Genomic DNA, 22,241 nt, shown 5'->3' on the forward strand with positions numbered 1-22,241 from the left:
TAACCCAAGGCAACTTGCGGTTATATGGTCAAGCGAATAAGCGCACACGGTGGATGCCTTGGCGGTCAGAGGCGATGAAGGACGTGGCAGCCTGCGAAAAGTATCGGGGAGCTGGCAACAAGCTTTGATCCGGTAATGTCCGAATGGGGAAACCCACCCGCTTGCGGGTATCCTGCAGTGAATACATAGCTGCTGGAAGCGAACCTGGTGAACTGAAATATCTAAGTAACCAGAGGAAAAGAAATCAACCGAGATTCCGTAAGTAGCGACGAGCGAACGCGGACTAGCCCTTAAGCTGATTTGGTTCTAGGAAAATGCTCTGGAAAGAGCAGCCATAGAAGGTGATAGCCCTGTATCTGAAAGGGCCATTTCAGTGAAGACGAGTAGGGCGGGGCACGTGAAACCCTGTCTGAACATGGGGGGACCATCCTCCAAGGCTAAATACTACTGACCGACCGATAGTGAACCAGTACCGTGAGGGAAAGGCGAAAAGAACCCCGGAGAGGGGAGTGAAATAGATCCTGAAACCGTGTGCGTACAAGCAGTAGGAGCCTCGCAAGGGGTGACTGCGTACCTTTTGTATAATGGGTCAGCGACTTACTGTTCGTGGCAAGCTTAACCGTATAGGGGAGGCGAAGGGAAACCGAGTCTGATAAGGGCGCATAGTCGCGGGCAGTAGACCCGAAACCGGGTGATCTAGTCATGGCCAGGGTGAAGGTGCCGTAACAGGTACTGGAGGCCCGAACCCACGTCTGTTGCAAAAGACGGGGATGAGCTGTGATTAGGAGTGAAAAGCTAATCGAACCCGGAGATAGCTGGTTCTCCTCGAAAGCTATTTAGGTAGCGCCTCATATGTATCCTCTCGGGGGTAGAGCACTGTTATGGCTAGGGGGTCATCGCGACTTACCAAACCATTGCAAACTCCGAATACCGAGACGGACTGTATGGGAGACACACGGCGGGTGCTAACGTCCGTCGTGAAAAGGGAAACAACCCAGACCCACAGCTAAGGTCCCAAATTTTGTGCTAAGTGGAAAACCATGTGGAAAGGCACAGACAGCCAGGAGGTTGGCTTAGAAGCAGCCACCCTTTAAAGAAAGCGTAATAGCTCACTGGTCGAGTCGGTCTGCGGGGAAGATTTAACGGGGCTAAGCACAGAACCGAAGCTTGGGGTGTGCATATTTATATGTACGCGGTAGAGGAGCGTTCCGTAAGCCGTTGAAGGTGGATTGAGAAGTCTGCTGGAGGTATCGGAAGTGCGAATGCTGACATGAGTAACGATAATGCGGGTGAAAAACCCGCACGCCGAAAGCCCAAGGTTTCCTTGCGCAACGTTAATCGGCGCAGGGTGAGTCGGCCCCTAAGGCGAGGACGAAAGTCGTAGTCGATGGGAAGCAGGTTAATATTCCTGCACCTCGCGTAAGTGCGATGGAGGGACGGAGAAGGTTAGGCATACCGGGCGTTGGTTGTCCCGGGGAAAGGCGGTAGGTTTGGATCTTTGGCAAATCCGGGATCCTTTAAGACCGAGCACCGAGACGAGCCTTTATGGCGAAGTTGCTGATACCACGCTTCCAGGAAAAGCTCCTAAGCTTCAGCTTACGCAGACCGTACCGTAAACCGACACAGGTGGGTAGGATGAGAATTCTCAGGCGCTTGAGAGAACTCGGGTGAAGGAACTAGGCAACATGGCACCGTAACTTCGGGAGAAGGTGCACCCTTTTTGGTGGCTCGTGCGAGCTATAGCTGAAGAGGGTCGCAGTAACCAGGCCGCTGCGACTGTTTATCAAAAACACAGCACTCTGCAAACACGAAAGTGGACGTATAGGGTGTGACGCCTGCCCGGTGCTGGAAGGTTAATTGATGGGGTCAGCCGCAAGGCGAAGCTCTTGATCGAAGCCCCAGTAAACGGCGGCCGTAACTATAACGGTCCTAAGGTAGCGAAATTCCTTGTCGGGTAAGTTCCGACCTGCACGAATGGCGTAACGACAGCGGCGCTGTCTCCACCCGAGACTCAGTGAAATTGAAATCGCTGTGAAGATGCAGCGTTCCCGTGGCAAGACGGAAAGACCCCGTGAACCTTTACTATAGCTTTACACTGAACGTTGAGTTCGTCTGTGTAGGATAGGTGGGAGGCTATGAAACCATGGCGCTAGCTGTGGCGGAGCCATCCTTGAAATACCACCCTGTCGTGCTTGACGTTCTAACCTGGGTCCATTATCTGGTCGGGGACCGTGTATGGTGGGTAGTTTGACTGGGGCGGTCTCCTCCTAAAGAGTAACGGAGGAGCTCGAAGGTACGCTCAGCGCGGTCGGACATCGCGCACTGTGTGCAAAGGCATAAGCGTGCTTGACTGCAAGATCGACGGATCAAGCAGGTAGGAAACTAGGACTTAGTGATCCGGTGGTTCTGTATGGAAGGGCCATCGCTCAACGGATAAAAGGTACTCCGGGGATAACAGGCTGATACCGCCCAAGAGTTCATATCGACGGCGGTGTTTGGCACCTCGATGTCGGCTCATCACATCCTGGGGCTGTAGTCGGTCCCAAGGGTATGGCTGTTCGCCATTTAAAGTGGTACGCGAGCTGGGTTCAGAACGTCGTGAGACAGTTCGGTCCCTATCTGCCATGGGCGTTGGAGATTTGAGAGGGGCTGCTCCTAGTACGAGAGGACCGGAGTGGACGAACCTCTGGTGTTCCGGTTGTCACGCCAGTGGCATTGCCGGGTAGCTATGTTCGGAAGCGATAACCGCTGAAAGCATCTAAGCGGGAAGCGCGCCTCAAGATGAGATCTCCCGGGGCACAAGCCCCCTGAAGGAACCATGTAGACTACGTGGTTGATAGGTCAGGTGTGTAAGTACAGCAATGTATTGAGCTAACTGATACTAATGATCCGAGAGGCTTGACCATATAACCTCAAGTTGCCTTGGCCGACATGACATGTCGATAGATCCAAGTGCACGCTACGTCACAAGACCAAACGAGAGGCAGGCGCTCAGGCGCGTCTCTTTGCAACGCTGGCATCACCATGCCCGCTCCCTGCAAAGACACGACGTCCGAAGCGACACTCCAACCGCCTCCCTGGTGAAATTAGCGCTATGGAACCACCCGATCCCATCCCGAACTCGGAAGTGAAACGTAGCTGCGCCGATGGTAGTGTGGCCTAAGCCATGCGAGAGTAGGTCATCGCCAGGGTTTATACCCGAAAACCCCGCTGCTCATGCAGCGGGGTTTTTTCTATTAAGTGAAGGCTCTGCTTTTTTGAGTTCCTTCCGCCCCAAGGGCAAGTACGCGAGCTGGCGCTGCAAGCGCTGCTGCAACCGTCTCCCTGGTGAAATTAGCGCTATGGAACCACCCGATCCCATCCCGAACTCGGAAGTGAAACGTAGCTGCGCCGATGGTAGTGTGGCCTAAGCCATGCGAGAGTAGGTCATCGCCAGGGTTTACATCCAAAACCCCGCTGCTCACGCAGCGGGGTTTTTCTTTGTGCGCAGGAAATACCCGCTAGTGCCGGCCGCGGGCCGGCAGATGCGTGGATGCCGCCGCCGCGTACGGTGCTGCCAACCAAGGTTGGCAACTACCAACGGCGGGGCCGGATGCGCCCTCCACACACGTACAAAAAAGCGGCGCCCAGAGGGCGCCGCTTTGTGTACAGCTCGGCGGCGGGGGGACTTACTTCGCCGCAGCGGCCGGTGCCTTGGCCTTCATCATCGTGTCGCGGGCCGCCTTGAACGGATTGCCTTCGTACCAGTTCGGCCAACGATCGCCGCCGGCCAGTTCCTTGCCGACGCCATACATCAGCTGCAGGTCCTCGACCGTGCCATCCAGCTTCCAGGTCGCCGCGTCATACTCGTCCTTCGGGCCGTGGTAGCGGTTGGAACCGTAGTCGGCGGCCGCCTTGCGGCCCGCCTCGACGCCACCGTCGCGCAGGTCCTCACCGCCGTCGGCATACAGCGCCGGCACACCCGCCTTGGCGAAGTTGAAGTGGTCCGAACGGAAGTAGAAGCCGCTCTGTACCGAGGTCTCGCCGTGCAGGGTGCGATCCTGCGCTGCAGCCAGCGGCTTGAGGATGTCTTCCAGCTCCGAACTGCCGAAGCCGGTCACCGTCACGTCCTTGGCACGACCGGCCACCGACATCGCATCGATGTTGATGACACCGGCGATCTTGTCCAGCGGGAAGGTCGGGTGGGCGACGTAGTACTTCGAACCCAGCAGGCCGGATTCTTCCAGGGTCACCGCCAGGAACACCACCGAACGTTCCGGCTTCGGTTCCTGGTGGGCCATCGCTTCGGCCACCTCAAGGATGCCAGCCACGCCGGTCGCGTTGTCGACGGCACCGTTGTAGATGTTGTCGCCCTGTTCGCCCTCGTGCTTGCCGAGGTGGTCCCAGTGCGCCATGTACAGCACGGCCTCATCGGCGCGCTTGCTGCCAGGCAGCACGCCCACCACGTTGCGCGACTGCTTCTGCGCGACCTTGCTCTTCAGGTCCACCGACGCCGTTGCCTTCAGCGGCACCGGCTTGAAGCCGCGCTTGCTGGCATCCTTGTAGGCCTGGTCCAGATCCAGCCCGGCGCCGGCAAACAACGCCTTGGCCGCGTCGGCGCTCAACCAGCCCTGTACCGGCAGGCGCGGTTCTGCATCGTCCTTGGCCGGCAGGTCGTACTGCGGGCCCGCCCAGGAGTTCTTCACCACGTCCCAGCCGTAGGAAGCGCCTGCGGTGTCATGCACGATGAGTGCGGCAGCGGCGCCCTTGCGTGCGGCTTCCTCGAACTTGTAGGTCCAGCGCCCGTAGTAGGTCATGCGCTTGCCGTCGAACAGCTTTTCATCATCGACATGGAAGCCCGGGTCGTTGACGAACATCACCACCGTCTTGCCCTTCCAGTCCTGGCCGGCGTAATCGTTCCACTTCTGCTCCGGTGCATCCACGCCGTAGCCGACGAAAACGAGGTCACTGGCATCGACCTTCACTTCTGTCTGGCCGGTACGGGTGCCCACCACCATGTCGGTGCCGAACTTCAGTTCGCGGGTCTTGCCGCCCTGGGTGAGCGTGAGCACGGTCGATTCATCGGCCGTGGTCTCGGTCATCGGCACGTCCTGGAACCAGCTGTCGCCGTTGCCGGGCTGCAGACCGATGCGCTGCATCTGGTCGCGGATGTAGTTGACCGTCAGTTCTTCACCCTTGCTGCCGGGCGAGCGACCTTCGAACTCGTCAGAGGCGAGGGTCTTCACCATCTCGGCAAAGTCGGCGGCGTTGATCGCGGCTGAGAACGTGTGCGGGGCCGGCTTGGCGGTGCTGTCGGCGCTGGGCGCCGGCGCCGGGGTGTCTTCGCCTTTGCAGGCGCTGAGCGCGGCCGCAGCGGCCAGGCACAGGAGGAGTTTGCGGGGCATCATCGGTTCCTGGAAACACAAGGGACGGCCGCGCAGCAGGCGCGACCGGTATCTGGAGTATCGCCCAAGCCGCAGGCTCAGTCGGCCGGGGCGGTATCGGTATCGAAGGGGATCGGATCGGCGCCGGTGACCGGGCCGATGCGTGCACTGCGGTGGACGTACAGCACCACTTCGCGCTCGAACAGCAGGCTGCCGTTGACCACCGCATTCGGGCCGATGATGACCCGCGGCTTGCGACTGGCCGTCAGCGAGACGCTGAAGTTCGGCTTGCGCACATGCACGCCGCCGCCGACCTGCGAGCCGATGCCGACGGTGATGTCGCCGTTGACGGTCTCTACGTCCTTGCGCACGCGGCTGCCGACCAGGCCGATGCCGCCGTTGACGGTTTCCACGCCGCCTTCGATCTGGCTGCCCTGGTCGCTGAAGATGCTGCCGTTGACCGTGCTGACATCGCCGTGGGCCGTCACTTCGCGGCCCATGCGGATGCCGCCGTTGACCGTCTCGATGCTGCCGGTGCGGGCCCGATCGGCGACCTTGACGCCACCGTTGACGGTGTCGATGCTGCCGGTTTCCACGCCTTCGCCGACACGGATGCCGCCATTGACGGTGTCCAGCTTGCCGTAGCGCTGGCCCGGATCGGCGCTGATGCTGCCGTTGACCTTGCTGACGTCCGCCTGGGCCCAGGCCGGACCACTGGCCAGCGCAATGCCCAACAGCAGCGGAATGGAGAGAGCTTTCATGGGAACCTCGTTGTTGTGCGGCTGGCAGGCCGCGTGCGGAGATGTCACCATTCCCCGCACGTCTCCGCATCTGCCTGAAGTCACTGGAAAGCCCTTGCGCAACAACGTCTTCCCCTCACTCCGGCATCACATCGCCACCCTGCGCGGTGGACGTTGCCTGTTGCTGGGAATGGCGCTTGCCCTAGCGCTGCCATTGCCGGGCGCAGCGCAGACCGCTTCGACCCGCGAGGCCGAGCGCAAGCTGCAGAAGCTGCGCAGCGAGCTGAAGGGCGTGGCGCAGGAACGCCGGCAGATCGAGGGCCAGCGTGGACAGGCGTCGCAGCAGCTGCGCGAGGCCGATGAAAAAGTCGCGCGCAGTGGTCGCACCTTGGCCCAGACCGAGGCGGCGCTGCGTGAGCAGACCCAGGCGCTGGCCCAGGCCGAACAGCGGCGCAATGCATTGCAGTCCAACCTGGCCAAGCAGAATCGCGAACTGGCGGGCCTGTTGCGCGCCGCCTACCAGCTTGGCAACCACGCGCCGTTGAAGCTGCTGCTTTCGCAGGACACGGTGGCCGACGCCAACCGTGCGCTGGCGTATCACCGCTACCTGCAGCGCGAGCGTGCGCAGCGCATCACCACGCTGACGGCCGACCTGAAGGAGCTGGAGACACTGCAGACGCAGATCGCCCAGCGTCAACAGCAGCTGCAGGGCGTTCATCGCGACCAGAAGCAGCAGGTCGCCACGCTCGCGTCGGACCGGCGCGAACGCGCGCAGACCGTGGCTTCGCTGGAAGAACGTTTCAAGGACAAGCGCGAGAAGGAACAGGCACTGGGCCAGGACGCCAAGGCGCTGGAAAACCTGCTGGCCAACCTGCGCGCTGCCGCGGCCCGTGCCGAAGCCGAGCGCCGCGCCGCCGCCCGCAAGGCTGCCGCCGAAAAAGCCGCCGCCGAGCGCGCGGCCCGCCAGGCCGCTGCCGCCGGCCGGCCACCGCCGCCGCCGACCAAGGTTCCCCCCGCTGTTGCCTCGGCGCCAGCGCCGAAGGTCGGAGGCCTGGGCTGGCCCCTGTCGGGCAATCTGCTGGCCCGCTATGGCGGCAAGCTGCCGGACGGCCGCACCAGCAGTGGTGTATTGATCGGCGCACCTGCCGGAAGCACCGTCACTGCCGTGGCCGACGGTACCGTGGTGTTCTCCGATTGGATGACCGGTTACGGCATGATCCTGATCGTCGACCATGGCAATGGCTACATGAGCCTGTACGCCCACAACGACACCCTGCTGAAGGATGCCGGCGCGCGGGTCAGCCGCGGCGATGCGGTGGCCAAGGTCGGCAATTCCGGTGGCCAGGGCGTGACGGCGTTGTACTTCGAGCTGCGCCGTGGTGGGCAACCGGTCAATCCGGACAGCTGGCTGCAGCGGCGCTGAATTCCGGCTGGCCGCACGAGGCCGGATTCAACGGGAATTTAGCCACGCTTCGCGCATAATCGGTGCATGTGCCTTGGGCACGATGCCATCGTCGACAGGAGTGATCCATGCGCGCAGCCCGTACCGCCACCCTCTTGCTGGCTCTGTTGCCGGCCCTGTCCTGGGCTCAGCAGACCGCCCCCATCCCGTTGAAGGAAACTCCGGGGAAGGCGGCGAGCAGCGAGGAGGCGGTGACCTCGAAGGTGCCGCTGGACGATATCCGCCGCTTCGTGGCCGTCTACAACGCGGTGCGCGCGGCCTATGTCGATCCGGTCGATGACAACAAGCTGATGCAGTCGGCCGTGCGCGGGCTGCTGCTCGACCTCGATCCGCACAGCACCTACTTCAACAAGGAAGATGCAGAGGCGTTCGACGAGCAGGCCAACGGCGCTTACGAAGGCATCGGCGTCGAGCTGCAGCAGCAGCCGGACAACGCCAGCATGAAGGTGATCTCGCCGATTGACGACACCCCGGCGGCCAAGGCCGGCATCCTCGCCGGTGACCTGATCATCGCCATCGATGGCAAGCCGATCAGCGCGATCGATGCCAGCGAACCGCTGCGTGGTCCGGCCGGCAGCAAGGTGGTGCTGACCATCGTCCGCGACGGCAAGCCCAAGCCGTTCGACGTCAGCCTGACCCGGCAGACCATCCGCGTGACCAGCGTGCGCAGCCGCCTGCTGGAGCCGGGCTATGGCTACATCCGCCTGAGCACCTTCCAGGCCGACACCGGCTCTGATTTCCAGAAGCACCTGCAGCAGCTGCAGAAGCAGTCCGGCGGCAACCTCAAGGGGCTGGTGCTGGATCTGCGCAGCAATCCGGGTGGTCTGCTGACCGCTGCCGTGCAGGTAGCCGATGACCTGCTCGACAAGGGCAACATCGTCAGCACCCGTGGCCGCATCAGCATCAGTGATGCACGCTTCGACGCCACCCCGGGCGACCTGCTGAAGGGGGCGCCGGTGGTGGTACTGGTGGATGCCGGTTCGGCCAGTGCATCGGAAGTGCTGGCCGGTGCGTTGCGCGACAACAAGCGCGCGCGCGTGATTGGCAGCCGCACCTTCGGCAAGGGCTCGGTGCAGACCGTGCTGCCGCTGGACAACGGCGATTCGGTGAAGCTGACCACGGCACGCTATTACACGCCCAGCGGCAAATCGATCCAGGCCACCGGCATCGTGCCGGAAGTGGAACTGAAGGCCGCACCGCGTCCGGAAGACGAGGCATTGCCGGCCAGCCTGAGTGATTACAGCGAAGCGACCCTGCCGGGCCACCTGCGTGGTGACGAGGAAGGCACCGAGGGCTACCACGCAGGCGCCGTGCTGCCGGGCGATGGCCCAATCAACGACGCGCTGGCCGAGCTGAAGAACCCGGGTTCGGTGGCGGCGCGCTTGAAGGCAGAAGCCGCGAAGGCCGAAGCGGACAAGGCAGCGAAGGCCGCCGCCAAGCCGGCGCCGAAGGCGGAGCCCAAGGCTGAAGCGAAGCCCGAAGCGAAGCCGGAAGCAAAGCCCGCAGAGATCCCGGCCAAGCCTTGATTCTGTAGCGTCGAGCCATGCTCGGCTGATGTCCGAACTCCGCCCGGGCATGCCTCGGGCGTTTCGCGGAACGCGGCAAGCGGACGCTAGAACCCGTGCCGCTTGCGCAGGCGCCGCGCGATCGCCGCGCGCACGTACATGCCGTACACCACGCCGAACACGAAGCCGCCGATGTGCGCCCACCAGGCGACCATGCCGAAGGTCGGGCCGATGTAGGCGAACACCACCTGCAGCGCCGCCCATACACCGATCAGCAGATAGGCCGGGGCGCGTACGAATTCGAGGAACAGCCCCAGCGGAATCACCACGCCCAGGCGCGCGCCGGGGAACAGCGCCAGATAGGCGCCGATCAACGCCGACACCGCACCACTGGCACCAATGATGATCTGGTCCGGGCTGCCCATGGTGTAGATGGCGACCAGGTTGGAGATCGCACCGCCCACCAGGAACAGCAGCAGCAACCGCCACGGGCCCAGCACCCGCTCGGCCGGCAGGCCGAAGATCAGCAGGAACACCAGGTTGCCCAGCAGGTGCGACCAGTCGGCGTGCAGGAACAGGGCGGTGAACAGGCGCAGCACGCTGCCGTCCTGCAGGGTCGCCCACCAGTCCAGCGGGTGGGTCAGGCCGGTGGACAGGGCGCCCCAGTCCAGCCACAGGCTTCCGCGGGCATCGTCCGGGCGCGAGATCGACCACAGGAATGCCAACCACAGTGCCGCAAACAGCACGGGTGTAGCCCAACGCAGGGTCGCCTTCTTGCGCGAGGGGAGGGAGACAAACATGGCACTAGCCTAGCGTGCGGGCACTTTTGGCGGGGAGGGAGCCTGTTCAGCTTTTGCGACGAAGAAAGCCCCGGCGCTGTTATTGTTTCATTAACGGCTCTGGGTAATACTCGCATACGGCGTCGTATGTCGGGAGGGGAATCCGGCGCGCTTCGAAGGGCCATCCGGCCTGACGGGCGCAGGCGCACTCAGAGCACCATCACCGCTTACCGGAGAGAGAACTACGATGCAAACTGCTTCCACCATTGCCCGCCTGACCCTGCTGGCCGTCGGCGTTGCCGGTGCGCTGGCCGCCGCCGATGCCAACGCCGCCGCCTTCCAGCTGAAGGAAAACAGCGCCAAGGGCCTGGGCCGCGCCTTCGCTGGTTCCACCTCGACCGAAGGCGACGCCTCGGTCATCGCCACCAACCCGGCCTCCATGCGCCTGCTCGACGGCACCATGGTGCAGGGCGACGTCAGCGCCATCAGCTTCGGCGCCAAGTTCCGCGGCGAAGGCCGCTACGGTAACGGCGCGCCGATTTCCGGCGGCAACGGCGGCGACGCCGGCATGATCGCTCCGGTTCCGGCAGCCTACTTCCACGTCCCGTTCGGCGAAAACAACAACATGCATTTCGGCGTGTCGCTGACCGTGCCGTTCGGCTTCAAGACCGAATACGACCGTGACTGGGTCGGCCGCTACAACGGCGTCAAGACCGAGCTGCAGGCCGTCGACCTGGGCGCTGCGTTCTCCTATGACGTCAACCCGTACCTGTCGTTCGGTGCGTCGGTGTTTGCCGAGCGCCTGAATGTCGACCTGACCAGCGCCGTCGATACCGGCACCGCCATCAATGCAACCGCCCAGCGCACCGCTGCTGCGCGCGTGCTGGCTGCCGGTGGCACCCCGGCCCAGGCCGCTGCCGCTTCGCAGGCCGCTGCCCGACAGGCCGCACAGCTCGGCTTCTCGCCGGGTACCGCCGATGGCTACCTGCGCATCAAGGGCGATGAGGTGTCGATCGGCTACACCCTCGGCATGACCGTCACCCCGGTGGAAGGCACCAACATCGCCTTCAGCTACCGCTCGGAAGTCGAGCACAAGATCAACGACGGCAAGGCCGACTTCACCATCCCGCAGAATGCTGCCGCCTTCCTGGCCACCGCTGCCCCGGGCACCTTCATCGACAGCAACGGCCGTGCCACCATCACCCTGCCGGCCAGCGCCACCGTCGGCTTCACCCATCGCGTGAATGACCAGTGGCAGATCATGGCCGAAGTCACGCGCACTGCGTGGAGCAAGTTCGACCAGGTCGTCGTCGATTACGACTCCAACCAGCCGGACAGCGTGCTGCCGTTCCACTACCGCGACACCACCTTCGCGTCGATCGGTACCGATTTCCGCGTCAACGACAAGCTGACCCTGCGTGGCGGCCTGGCGTACGACCAGACCCCGACCACCGACGCCCACCGCGACGTGCGCGTGCCGGACACCACCCGCAAGTGGCTGTCGCTGGGTATGACCTACGCCGCTTCGGACAAGATGGAATACAGCGTGGGCTACACCCACCTGTTCACCAAGGATCCGAACGTCAACTCGACCTCGGCCACCGCCAACACCGTGACCGGCAAGTACAAGGTCAGCGGCGACGTGCTGGCTGCGTCGATGCAGTACAAGTTCTGATTCCGGCGATTGCCTGAAGCAGTACGAAGGAGGCCCCGCGCAAGCGGGGCTTCTTTTTTCCGGGGATCTGCATCCACGCATGGCGTGGATCTACTGCGACAATGGCTTCATGGCCGATCGCCGATACCTGAAGAAGATGACCCGCTACTGGGCTGCGGAAGAGACCAAGGCGAACGCGACGCTGGATCGCGTGCAGGAGTCGGAATGGTTCGACTACTGGCACACGCATCTTGACTGGAAGGGGCGCGGCAATCGTCATGTCAGCGATCGCATCACCGTTGCCGCAGGGCTGCTGCGGCTGCTCAAGCGGGCTGTATCGAGCGAGCGGGAGGATGTGCAGTGTTGGGTGATGCTGGCGCAGGATACCGGCCAGAGTGCGCTGTACCTGCATTCGCCGAATCCGCAGGGAACGCCTTGGCCGCATCCGTTCGATGGTGTGACCTGGGATATCGAGCTGCCTGGCTGGCTTGAACCGTTGCTCTCTTCAGACGGCCTGCAGGCAGGGCGCTGGGGAAGCGGAGAGAGCCAGCGGTTGCTGGTGCGCGTGCGCCCATGATTTCCATCCACGCTTGGCGTGGATCTACTGGGGCCATCCACGCTTGGCGTGGATCTACGCGACAATAACGCGATGAACCTGTCCGACCCGAACTTCCAGCTGGAGCTGGCCGCCAACATCGCCGTTGCCGGCTCGATCCTGCTGGCCGGTCGCAACAACGTGCATACGTGGTGGCTGGGCATCGTCGGCTGTGCGCTGTTCGCTGCCGTGTTCGAGCGCTCGCACCTGTACGCGGACATGGTGCTGCAGTTCTTCTTCGTGGTCATCAGCGTGTTCGGCTGGTGGCAGTGGCTGCGGGGTGACCATGGCGCGCCGCTGCCGATCACCCGCTTGCCTGCACGCGCGTGGGGCTGGCTGCTGCCCTTGGCGATGCTGGCAACCTTTGGCTACGGCTGGATGCTGACCCGCCTGACCAACGCCTATGCGCCGTATATCGATTCGGCGGTGCTCGTGTTGAGCGTGATCGCGCAGATACTGATGATGCGGCGCAAGCTGGAATCGTGGTGGGTATGGTTGCTGGTCAACACCATCGCGGTGCCGCTGTACTACAGCCGTGGCCTGCATCTGACGTCGATCCTGTACGTGGGCTTCTGGATCAACGCACTGGTGGCATTGCGCCACTGGCGGCACCTGATGCGGGATGAGGCCAGGGCGGCCGATGTTGTTGCCTGAGCACGCTGCGCGGGGCCTGGTGGTTGGCAAGTTCTGCCCGCTGCACCTCGGCCACGAGCGCCTGATTGAATTCGCCTCTACCCGCTGCGCGCAGCTGCTGGTGATCGGCTGGTCGCAGCCGGGCTTTGGCGGCTACAGCGCAGAGCGCCGCGAAGGCTGGCTGCGCGCGCGCTTTCCACAGGCCACGGTGGCGGTACTTGATGATGAGCGGCTGGCCGCATTGTGCATGCAGCAGGGTGCGCCGGTTCGTGCTCTGCCGCAGGACAGTGACGACGAGCAGGTGCAGCGCGCATTTACCGCATGGCTGTGCATGACGCTGTTCGGCGGACCGGTGCAAGCAGTGTTTACCGGTGAAGACTATGGTGACGGCTTCGCGCAGGCGCTGGCTGCGCACTTCGGCGCACCGGTACGCCATGAGCGCCTGGAGCGCACCCTGGATATCGGGCAGGCCTGCGGGACCCAGTTGCGCGCCGATCCGCATGTGCACCGGCACAGCCTGTCAGCAGAGGTGTATGCGGCCTACGTGCAGCGCGTGGCCTTCATTGGTGGCGAGTCCAGCGGAAAGACCACACTCGCGCAGGTGCTGGCCGAACGCCTGGGCACGGCATGGGTGCCGGAGTTCGGACGTACGTTGTGGGAGCAGCAGGGTGGCGAGCTGCAGGTGCAGGATCTGCTGCGCATCGCAGTGACCCAGCCGCAGCACGAGGACCAGGCCGCGCAGCACGCGCATCGTTGGTTGTTCTGCGATACCACGCCATTGGTGACGCTGGGCTACAGCGGCTGGATGTTCCGCACAGCGCCCGAACCGCTGCAGCGGGCCGCAGCGCGTGCGTACGACCTGCTGTTCCTGTGTGCCCCGGATATTCCGTTCGAACAGGATGGGACACGGGTGGGGCAGGAATTCCGCATGCAGCAACACGCGTGGTATCTGCAGCAACTGCAGGCGCGTGGGGTCGACTACGTGTTGCTGGAAGGCGATCTGGAAACGCGTATCGCGCGCGTGCAGGCGGAGCTGGCAAAGCGTGCGGACAACCGGTTCAGCGTAACGGCGTGATCGTCGCCGGGCATGGCCCGGCGCTACCGGCAATGCACAAAAAACCCCGCTTTCGCGGGGTTTTTCGTTCACCGCATGACGCCCGGAATCAGTCGCCCAGGGTCAGCAGCGAGGCGTTGCCGCCGGCGGCGGTGGTGTTCACCGTCACCGTCTTCTCGGTGGCGAAGCGCAGCAGGTAGTGCGGGCCACCGGCCTTCGGGCCGGTGCCGGACAGGCCCTGGCCGCCGAACGGCTGCACGCCGACCACCGCACCGATCTGGTTGCGGTTGACGTAGACGTTGCCGACGTGGACGCCGTTGCTGATGCGGTCGACGGTCTCGTCGATGCGCGAATGCACGCCCAGGGTCAGGCCGTAGCCGGTGGCGTTGATCTGGTCGATCACCGCATCGAGCTGGTCGCCCTTCCAGCGGATCACGTGCAGGACCGGCCCGAAGATCTCCTTCTGCAGCTGGCCCAGGTCCTTCAGCTCATACGCACGCGGTGCGAAGAAGGTGCCATTGGCGGCTTCGGCGGACAGTTCGGCCGCCGCGATCAGGCGCGCTTCGCGGTCCATGCGCACGGCGTGGTCCTGCAGGATCTGCAGTGCGTCAGCGTCGATCACCGGGCCGACGTCGGTGGACAGCAGGCCGGGGTTGCCGACCTTCAGTTCCTTCATCGCGCCGGCCAGCATGTTCATGACCTTGTCGGCGATGTCGTCCTGCACGAACAGCACGCGCGCGGCCGAGCAGCGCTGGCCGGCGGAGGTGAAGGCCGAACCGATCGCGTCCTTGACCAGCTGTTCCGGCAGCGCCGAGGAGTCGGCGATGAAGGCATTCTGGCCGCCGGTTTCGGCGATCAGCACGCCGATGGCGGCGTCACGTGCAGCCATCGCGCGGTTGATCGCGCGGGCGGTGTCGGTGGAGCCGGTGAAGGCCACGCCAGCCACGCGCGGGTCGGCGGTCAGCGCGGCACCGACGGTGGCACCGTCGCCCGGCAGGTACTGCACCACGTCGGCCGGCACGCCGGCATCGTGCAGCAGCTTCACCGCGTAGTAGCCGATCAGGTTGGTCTGCTCGGCCGGCTTGGCGATGACGCTGTTGCCGGCGGCCAGTGCCGCAGCCACCTGGCCCAGGAAGATCGCCAGCGGGAAGTTCCACGGGCTGATGCAGACGAAAACGCCGCGGCCATGCAGCTGCAGTTCGTTGGATTCACCGGTCGGGCTCGGCAGCTTCTCGGCGTGGCTGAACTGCTCGCGCGCCTGCTTGGCGTAGTAGCGCAGGAAGTCCACCGCTTCGCGCACTTCGGCGATGCCGTCGGGCAGGCTCTTGCCGGCTTCCTTCACGCACAGCGCCATGAACTCGGGCATGCGCGCTTCCAGCTGGTCGGCGGCGTGCTCGAGGATGGCGGCGCGGCTGGCGGCCGGGGTGCGGTTCCAGGCCGGCTGCGCAGCCACGGCATTGGCCAGCGCCTTCTGCACGGTGGCGGCATCGGCGGCCTGCCACTGGCCGACCACTTCACGGGTGTCGGCCGGGTTGGTCACCGGCAGCGATGCGCCGGTCGGGTTCGCGCCCGGCACCAGCGGTGCGGCCTGCCAGGGCTTCACTGCAGCGTTGAGCTGCTCGGCCAGGGCGCGCAGTTCGTTGTCGTTGGCGAGGTTGGCGCCCATGGAGTTCTTCCTGTCGTGGTTCTGGCTGCGCAGCAGGTCAACCGGCAGCGGGATCTTGGGATGCGGAATCGATTCGAACGAGGACACCATCTCGACCGGGTCGCGGACCAGGTCGGCGATCGGCACGCGCTCGTCGGTGATGCGGTTGACGAAGCTGGAGTTGGCGCCGTTTTCCAGCAGGCGACGCACCAGGTACGGCAGCAGGTCTTCATGCGAGCCGACCGGCGCGTACACGCGGCAGGGCAGGCCAAGGCGATCGGCCGGCACGACTTCGGCGTACAGGTCATCACCCATGCCGTGCAGCTTCTGGTGCTCGTACACCCCGCCATTGGCAATGCTGCGCACTGCGGCGATGGTGTGCGCGTTGTGCGTGGCGAACATCGGGTAGATCGCGTCGGCATGGGTGAACAGACGCTTGGCACACGCCAGGTAGGACACGTCGGTGTTCTGCTTGCGGGTGAACACCGGGTAGCCGGCATAGCCTTCGATCTGCGCGCGCTTGATCTCGGCGTCCCAGTAGGCGCCCTTGACCAGGCGCACCTGCAGGCGACGGCCGGCGCGGCGCGCCATGTCGGCCAGGTGGTCGATCGTGTACGGCGTACGCTTCTGGTAGGCCTGCACGACCACGCCGAAGCCATCCCAGCCGGCCAGCGAGGCATCGCCGAACACCTGCTCGATGATGTCCAGCGACAGTTCCAGGCGATCGGATTCTTCGGCGTCGACGGTGCAGCCGATGCCGTAGCTCTTGGCCAACTGCGCCAGCTCCAGCACGCCCGGCACCAGGTCCTTCAGCACGCGCGCGCGCTTGGCGTGCTCGTAGCGCGGGTACAGCGCCGACAGCTTGATCGAGATGCCCGGCGCGTTGTTGACGTCGCCATCGGCACGGCCGCCACGCGCCTTGTGGTCACCACCGATGGCGTGGATCGCACGACGGTAGTCTTCCAGGTAGCGCAGGGCGTCCTTCATGGTCAGCGCGCCTTCGCCGAGCATGTCGAACGAGTAGCGGTAGCTGGCGCTGTCGCCCTTGTGCGAGCGTGCCAGCGCTTCGCTGATGGTGCGGCCCATGACGAACTGGTGGCCCATGATCTTCATCGCCTGGCGCACGGCCAGGCGTACCACCGGCTCACCGACGCGGCCGACCAGGCGCTTGAACGCGCTGGGCGCATCGGCGCGGGTGGCGTCGTTCATCTGCACCAGCTTGCCGGTCAGCATCAGGCCCCAGGTGGAGGCGTTGACCAGCACCGAGTCGCTGCCGCCCAGGTGCTTTTCCCAGTCGGCATCGGCCAGCTTGTCGCGGATCAGCTTGTCGGCCGTCTCCTGGTCCGGAATGCGCAGCAGCGCTTCGGCCACGCACATCAGCAGCACGCCTTCCTCGCTGCCCAGGTCGTACTGGCGCATGAAGGCTTCGATCGCGCCCTGGTCCTTGGCGCGCACACGCACGCGGGCGACCAGGTCGGCGGCCAGCGCCTGCACCCTGGCCTGCTCGTCTGCCGGCAGGCGCGCCTGCTCCAGCAGTTCGCGCACATGGCTGGCCTCGTCCTTCAACCAACCATCGGTGATGGCCTGGCGGAACGGGTTGGGGGACGCCGGCAGTTCCGGCGACAGCAGCGCCGAGGGACGCGGAGCGTCGCTGGCGGCAATGGGAGAGGAAGGTGCGTTCATGCCGGTCCGGCCAGTGGAAAACTTGGCGATTTTAATCATTTTTTCGACTTCAGGAAGGCCTGCGCAGCCACCTTCATGAATGCTGATAGCCCCTAGCGGTGGTGGATTCAGCGTGTTCAGCAAAGTCGGGTAGTTTTGTGCCGAATTCGTCATTCGTGCTGTTGGGGTCATGCTGTGTTGCAGCATCGGAAAAAGTGTGAATGCACCCTTGCTACTGGCGAGAGGGCGGGGCTACCATCGAGGCGTTTCCCGCGGCAGGAACGCGGTTGCGACATGATCGAGGTGCTTACAGCTCCGGATGGGTCAGGTACGCAGCTGCGACTGCGTCCCCCACGGGCGCTCGATGCCCGGCAGTTCGTCCTGTTGTTTGCTGTGTTGTCGGGAGTGATGTGGCTGGTGTCCGCCTTCGGGTGGGTGGCCGGCAACGCATTCGCCCCCCTGTTCGCGCTGCTGTACAGCCTGTTGCTGGCAGCTGCGTTGCGCGCGTTGTGGCGCAGCGGTGAACGGCAGGAGGAGATCCGGGTAGTGCCGGCGTACGTGGAGGTCATCCCCGTGCCCGGTGGATCGCCGGTGTTCCGGGCTCATCCGCATTGGGTGCGCCTGCTCACCGACGACCAGAGGGTCCGGCTGGCATCCAGCGGCCGGCAGGTGGAGGTGGGGAGTTTTCTCGCGCCGGCCGAACGTCAAACGCTTGTTGAAACGCTTGAAGATTTGCTCGCCGCCAGCGATGGCGGCAACCGACGACGCTAAGGGTCTAGGCAATGAAGCAAAGCAGAGGGTGGGGCACGAAGTGCGTTGCAATGGCCGCCGCGATGGGGGCCCTGCTGTCGATGCCGGGGACGGCGCTGGCCCAGGCGGCCGATCCAAAGCCGTGGCAGTTGAACATGGGCAAGGGGGTGACCCAGACCTCACGCCTGGCCTGGGAATCGAACAACCTCTCGTTGATCGTCTGTACGGTGATCGGCGTGATCGTGTTCGGCGCCATGGCCTACGCGATGTTCAAGTTCCGCAAGTCCAAGGGCGCGGTCGCCGCGACCTTCAGCCACAACACCAAGGCCGAGGTCATCTGGACGGTGATCCCGGTGATCATCCTGGTGGTGATGGCGTGGCCGGCCACGGCCAACCTGATCAAGATGTACGACACCCGCGATGCCGAGATGACGGTCAAGGTCACCGGTTACCAGTGGATGTGGAAGTACGAGTACCTGGGCGAGAACGTGACCTTCACCAGCCGCCTGGACCGTGAGTCCGACCGCATGCGGCAGAGTGGCAAGGTACCGACCCGCGAGAGCCATCCGCACTACCTGCTGGATGTCGACAACCGGCTGGTACTGCCAGTGGACACCAAGGTGCGTTTCGTCATCACCTCCGACGATGTGATCCACGCCTGGTGGGTGCCGGCGCTGGGCTGGAAGCAGGACGCGATTCCCGGCTTCATCAACGAAGCCTGGACCAGCATCGAGCAGCCGGGTGTCTACCGCGGGCAGTGCGCGGAGCTGTGCGGCAAGGACCATGGCTTCATGCCGATCGTGGTCGAGGCGGTGTCCAAGGAAGAATTCAAGCAGTGGCTGGCGCAGCGCAAACCGGCGCCTGCACCCGCGACGCCCGCCGAACCCACCGCGCCTGCCAGTGAATCGCCGGCGCAGCCGGCAGCACCGGCCGCCGCCGAGGCCGGCAACGCGCCTGCCGCAGCGGCCAGCGGAGCCTGATGTAACTGTCCGCGGCCGTGTCGCGGCCGCGGCGACAACCGATCCTGAGAGGTGTTTTGCAATGGCGCACTCGGCAGTTGGGCACGACGATCACCATCACCCGCAGAGCTTCTTCGAGCGTTGGTTCTTCTCGACCAACCACAAGGACATCGGCACGCTGTACCTGGGTTTCAGCTTCATCATGTTCGTCATCGGCGCGTTCATGAGCGTGCTGATCCGGCTGGAACTGGCCCAGCCCGGCATCCAGTACATCCGTCCGGAAATCTTCAACCAGCTGACCACGGTGCACGCGCTGGTGATGATCTTCGGCGGCGTGATGCCGGCCTTCGTCGGCCTGGCCAACTGGATGATCCCGCTGCAGATCGGTGCGCCGGACATGGCGCTGCCGCGCATGAACAACTGGTCGTTCTGGCTGTTGCCGGTGGCCTTCAGCCTGCTGCTGCTGACCTTCCTGCTACCCGGTGGTGCGCCGGCCGGTGGCTGGACGCTGTATCCGCCGCTGTCGCTGCAGGGCGGCTACAACGTCGCGTTCACCGTGTTCGCCATCCACGTGGCCGGCATCAGTTCGATCATGGGTGCGATCAACATCATCGCCACGGTGCTGAACATGCGCGCCCCCGGCATCGACCTGCTGAAGATGCCGATCTTCTGCTGGGCCTGGCTGATCACTGCGTTCCTGCTGATCGCGGTGATGCCGGTGCTGGCCGGTGCGGTGACGATGCTGCTGACCGACAAGTTCTTCGGCACCAGCTTCTTCAATGCGGCCGGTGGTGGCGATCCGGTGATGTTCCAGCACATCTTCTGGTTCTTCGGCCACCCCGAGGTCTACATCATGATCCTGCCCGCCTTCGGCGTGGTCAGCGAGATCATCCCGACCTTCAGCCGCAAGCCGTTGTTCGGCTACCAGGCGATGGTCTACGCCACCGCGGCGATCGCGTTCCTGTCGTTCATCGTCTGGGCCCACCACATGTTCACCGTGGGCATGCCGCTGGGTGGCGAGATCTACTTCATGTTCGCCACCATGCTGATCTCGATCCCGACCGGGGTGAAGGTATTCAACTGGGTCAGCACGATGTGGCGTGGTTCGCTCACCTTCGAAGCTCCCATGCTGTGGTCGGTGGCGTTCGTCATCCTGTTCACCATCGGCGGGTTCTCCGGCCTGATGCTGGCGATCGTGGCCGCCGACTTCCAGTATCACGACACCTACTTCGTGGTTGCCCACTTCCACTACGTGCTGGTGACCGGCGCGGTGTTCGCGCTGATCGCGGCGGTGTACTACTGGTGGCCGAAGTGGACCGGGCGCATGTACAGCGAGAAGTGGGCCAAGGTGCACTTCTGGTGGTCGATCGTGTTCGTGAACCTGCTGTTCTTCCCGCAGCATTTCCTCGGCCTGGCCGGCATGCCGAGGCGCATCCCCGATTACTCGGTGGCCTTCGCCGACTGGAACCTGATCAGCTCGATCGGTGCGTTCGGCATGTTCGCCACGCCGTTCATGATGGCCGCGATCCTGCTGTCCTCGCTGCGCAATGGCGAGAAGGCCGAGGCGCGCTCCTGGGAAGGTGCGCGTGGCCTGGAGTGGACGCTGCCGTCGCCGGCACCGGCGCACACCTTCACCACGCCGCCGACCATCCGCCCGGGTGACCTGGCCCACGACGATATCGGTCATTGAGGTGGTGCATGCATAACGAGAGCCCGCTCCAGAGCTGTAGAGTCGAGCCATGCTCGACTGACGAAAAGCAGCCGAGCATGGCTCGGCTCTACAACACCGAAGAGCAGCCGAGCATGGCTCGGCTCTACAACCGCGAAGGCGAAGCCCAGAGCACCGGCATCGAGCAGCAGCGCCAGCGCGCCAAGCGCACCGCGCTGTGGGTGGGCGCGATCGCCGTGCTGGTCTACGTCGGCTTCATCCTCAGCGGCGTGATCGGTCGATGAGCGAAGCGCCGGCCACCACCCCGTCACGTAGCGCCGGCCTGCCGCGCCTGATCGGCGTGGCGGTAGTGGTGTTCCTGCTGACGTTCTCGCTGGTGCCGCTGTATCGCATCGCCTGCGAGAAGGTATTCGGTGTGCGCCTGGAACGTGGCCCGGGCAGCGAAGCCAGTACCGGTGCCGCCAGTGGCAAACGCACCGTGCGGGTGGAATTCGATGGCGGGGTCAATTCACGCCTGCCGTGGTCGTTCCATCCCGAGCAGCTGACCATGGATGTGGTGCCCGGCGAGCTCAACGAGGCGCTGTATTTCGCCCGCAACGACAGCCAGCAGGCCGTGGTCGGCAGCGCGGTGCCGTCGGTGGCACCGGCACGCGCGTCGGGATTCTTCAGCAAGACCGAGTGCTTCTGCTTCACCGCGCAGACCCTGCAGGCCGGCGAGAAGCGCGACATGCCGGTGCGCTTCATCGTCGATCCGGACCTGCCGCCGGAAATCCGGACGATCACCTTGTCCTACACCTTCTACCGCAACGATGCGTTGTCCGATCGGCTGGCTCCGGCCGCCACCTCGGAAGGCGCCCACGCTGCTCCCTGACCCGGATACCGACCATGGCCCAGACACCCAGCGACGCCAACGTGTACTTCGTCCCGGCCCAGAGCAAATGGCCGTTCGTCGGTTCCATCGCGATGATGGTGACCATGGTCGGCGTGGCCAGCTGGCTCAACGACGCCAGCTGGGGCCGCTGGACCTTCTACATCGGCGTGGCGATGCTGGTGCTGACCCTGTTCTGGTGGTTCAGTGATGTGGTGCGCGAGTCGCAGGCCGGCAACTACAACCGGCAGGTGGACGGTTCGTTCCGGATGGGCATGGTCTGGTTCATCTTCTCCGAAGTGATGTTCTTCGGTGCCTTCTTCGGTGCGCTGTTCTACACCCGCCATCTTGGCCTGTCGTGGCTGAGCGGCGAAGGGCGCGGGGTGATGACCAACGAGCTGCTGTGGCAGGGCTACTCGGCCGGCTGGCCGACCAATGGCCCGGCAGCGATCGGTGGCGCATTCCAGACCATTCCGGCCTGGGGCCTGCCGCTGATCAACACGTTGATCCTGCTGACCTCCGGCGTGACCCTGACCATCGCCCATCATGCGTTGAAGGCGGGCAACCGCCGCCAGCTGCTGACCTGGCTGGGCCTGACCGTACTGCTCGGCCTCGGCTTCCTGACCCTGCAGGCGGAGGAGTACATCCACGCCTACAAGGAACTGAACCTCACGCTCGGCTCGGGTATCTACGGGTCGACCTTCTTCATGCTGACCGGCTTCCATGGCGCACACGTGTTGCTGGGCACGATCATGCTGATCGTGATGTGGCTGCGGTCGGCAAAGGGACACTTCACCCGCGACAACCATTTCGGTTTCGAAGCGGCCGCGTGGTACTGGCACTTCGTCGACGTGGTGTGGCTGATGCTGTTCCTGTTTGTCTACGTGCTTTGACCGCGCAGGC

At 64.1% G+C, this 22,241-nt stretch carries 16 protein-coding genes and 3 rRNA genes; 15 read left to right on the forward strand and 4 right to left on the reverse strand.

Going from position 1 to position 22,241, the window contains the following annotated elements; all coding sequences use genetic code 11:
* Positions 1-26 precede the first annotated feature (26 nt).
* From AC13GI_RS18865 to rrf (AC13GI_RS18875), 3 genes are all read left to right on the forward strand, one after another.
* Positions 27-2,906: ribosomal RNA gene (locus tag AC13GI_RS18865) — 23S ribosomal RNA — on the forward strand.
* A gap of 170 nt (positions 2,907-3,076) precedes the next feature.
* Positions 3,077-3,191 (forward strand): 5S ribosomal RNA (rrf, locus tag AC13GI_RS18870).
* A gap of 132 nt (positions 3,192-3,323) precedes the next feature.
* Positions 3,324-3,438 (forward strand): 5S ribosomal RNA (gene rrf, locus AC13GI_RS18875).
* A gap of 230 nt (positions 3,439-3,668) precedes the next feature.
* On the opposite strand, the gene AC13GI_RS18880 is transcribed toward rrf (AC13GI_RS18875), so the two are convergent.
* Positions 3,669-5,384, reverse strand: coding sequence for a M28 family metallopeptidase (locus AC13GI_RS18880; RefSeq protein ID WP_482997028.1), 1,716 nt, complete (start codon positions 5,382-5,384; stop codon positions 3,669-3,671).
* A 77-nt stretch (positions 5,385-5,461) separates the two neighbouring features.
* Complete coding sequence (locus tag AC13GI_RS18885) at positions 5,462-6,124, reverse strand: DUF4097 family beta strand repeat-containing protein (RefSeq protein WP_265951904.1); 663 nt, start codon at positions 6,122-6,124, stop codon at positions 5,462-5,464.
* A 169-nt stretch (positions 6,125-6,293) separates the two neighbouring features.
* Here AC13GI_RS18885 and AC13GI_RS18890 point away from each other — a divergent pair, with 169 nt between their 5' ends.
* Together AC13GI_RS18890 and AC13GI_RS18895 are read left to right on the forward strand one after the other, a co-directional pair.
* Positions 6,294-7,526 carry a murein hydrolase activator EnvC family protein gene (locus AC13GI_RS18890; protein WP_482997051.1) on the forward strand — a complete coding sequence of 411 codons (1,233 nt, stop codon included), beginning with the start codon at positions 6,294-6,296 and terminating at the stop codon, positions 7,524-7,526.
* 107 nt (positions 7,527-7,633) lie between these two features.
* The gene (locus tag AC13GI_RS18895) at positions 7,634-9,091 is read left to right on the forward strand and encodes a S41 family peptidase (protein ID WP_482997029.1); all 1,458 of its coding nucleotides are present in this window, start codon (positions 7,634-7,636) and stop codon (positions 9,089-9,091) included.
* Between the two features lie 86 nt (positions 9,092-9,177).
* Here AC13GI_RS18895 and AC13GI_RS18900 read toward each other — a convergent pair whose 3' ends face one another.
* Complete coding sequence (locus AC13GI_RS18900; RefSeq protein ID WP_025878304.1) at positions 9,178-9,870, reverse strand: rhomboid family intramembrane serine protease; 693 nt, start codon at positions 9,868-9,870, stop codon at positions 9,178-9,180.
* 226 nt (positions 9,871-10,096) lie between these two features.
* Here AC13GI_RS18900 and AC13GI_RS18905 point away from each other — a divergent pair, with 226 nt between their 5' ends.
* From AC13GI_RS18905 to AC13GI_RS18920, 4 genes are all read left to right on the forward strand, one after another.
* Entirely contained in the window at positions 10,097-11,524 is a 1,428-nt protein-coding gene (locus AC13GI_RS18905; protein ID WP_099821330.1) for an outer membrane protein transport protein, read from the forward strand.
* Between the two features lie 79 nt (positions 11,525-11,603).
* Complete coding sequence (locus tag AC13GI_RS18910; RefSeq protein ID WP_482997030.1) at positions 11,604-12,080, forward strand: hypothetical protein; 477 nt, start codon at positions 11,604-11,606, stop codon at positions 12,078-12,080.
* A gap of 72 nt (positions 12,081-12,152) precedes the next feature.
* Entirely contained in the window at positions 12,153-12,752 is a 600-nt protein-coding gene (pnuC, locus tag AC13GI_RS18915) for a nicotinamide riboside transporter PnuC (protein ID WP_482997031.1), read from the forward strand.
* Positions 12,739-13,806: an AAA family ATPase gene (locus AC13GI_RS18920; RefSeq protein ID WP_482997032.1), complete on the forward strand. Its 1,068-nt coding sequence runs from the start codon at positions 12,739-12,741 to the stop codon at positions 13,804-13,806. Before pnuC ends, AC13GI_RS18920 begins: the two co-directional genes overlap by 14 nt.
* A gap of 88 nt (positions 13,807-13,894) precedes the next feature.
* On the opposite strand, the gene putA is transcribed toward AC13GI_RS18920, so the two are convergent.
* The gene (gene putA, locus AC13GI_RS18925; protein WP_482997033.1) at positions 13,895-17,113 is read right to left on the reverse strand and encodes a bifunctional proline dehydrogenase/L-glutamate gamma-semialdehyde dehydrogenase PutA; all 3,219 of its coding nucleotides are present in this window, start codon (positions 17,111-17,113) and stop codon (positions 13,895-13,897) included.
* A 273-nt stretch (positions 17,114-17,386) separates the two neighbouring features.
* Between putA and AC13GI_RS18930 the strand changes: the two genes are divergently transcribed.
* The 6 genes from AC13GI_RS18930 (at position 17,387) to AC13GI_RS18955 (ending at position 22,231) form a co-directional block, all read left to right on the forward strand.
* Entirely contained in the window at positions 17,387-17,863 is a 477-nt protein-coding gene (locus tag AC13GI_RS18930) for a DUF2244 domain-containing protein (protein ID WP_089238213.1), read from the forward strand.
* Positions 17,864-17,874: 11 nt separating this feature from the next.
* The gene (gene coxB, locus AC13GI_RS18935) at positions 17,875-18,822 is read left to right on the forward strand and encodes a cytochrome c oxidase subunit II (protein WP_482997034.1); all 948 of its coding nucleotides are present in this window, start codon (positions 17,875-17,877) and stop codon (positions 18,820-18,822) included.
* Positions 18,823-18,883: 61 nt separating this feature from the next.
* On the forward strand, positions 18,884-20,491 hold the full coding sequence (ctaD, locus tag AC13GI_RS18940; RefSeq protein WP_025878294.1) for a cytochrome c oxidase subunit I: 1,608 nt from the start codon (positions 18,884-18,886) through the stop codon (positions 20,489-20,491).
* 8 nt (positions 20,492-20,499) lie between these two features.
* Entirely contained in the window at positions 20,500-20,754 is a 255-nt protein-coding gene (locus AC13GI_RS18945; protein WP_482997035.1) for a hypothetical protein, read from the forward strand.
* Positions 20,751-21,341, forward strand: coding sequence for a cytochrome c oxidase assembly protein (locus AC13GI_RS18950; protein ID WP_099821337.1), 591 nt, complete (start codon positions 20,751-20,753; stop codon positions 21,339-21,341). Before AC13GI_RS18945 ends, AC13GI_RS18950 begins: the two co-directional genes overlap by 4 nt.
* A gap of 14 nt (positions 21,342-21,355) precedes the next feature.
* Positions 21,356-22,231, forward strand: a complete 876-nt coding sequence (locus AC13GI_RS18955) for a cytochrome c oxidase subunit 3 (RefSeq protein ID WP_099821338.1) — start codon at positions 21,356-21,358, stop codon at positions 22,229-22,231.
* Positions 22,232-22,241: the final 10 nt, after the last annotated feature.

This window comes from Stenotrophomonas sp. 82F1 (assembly GCF_056861525.1).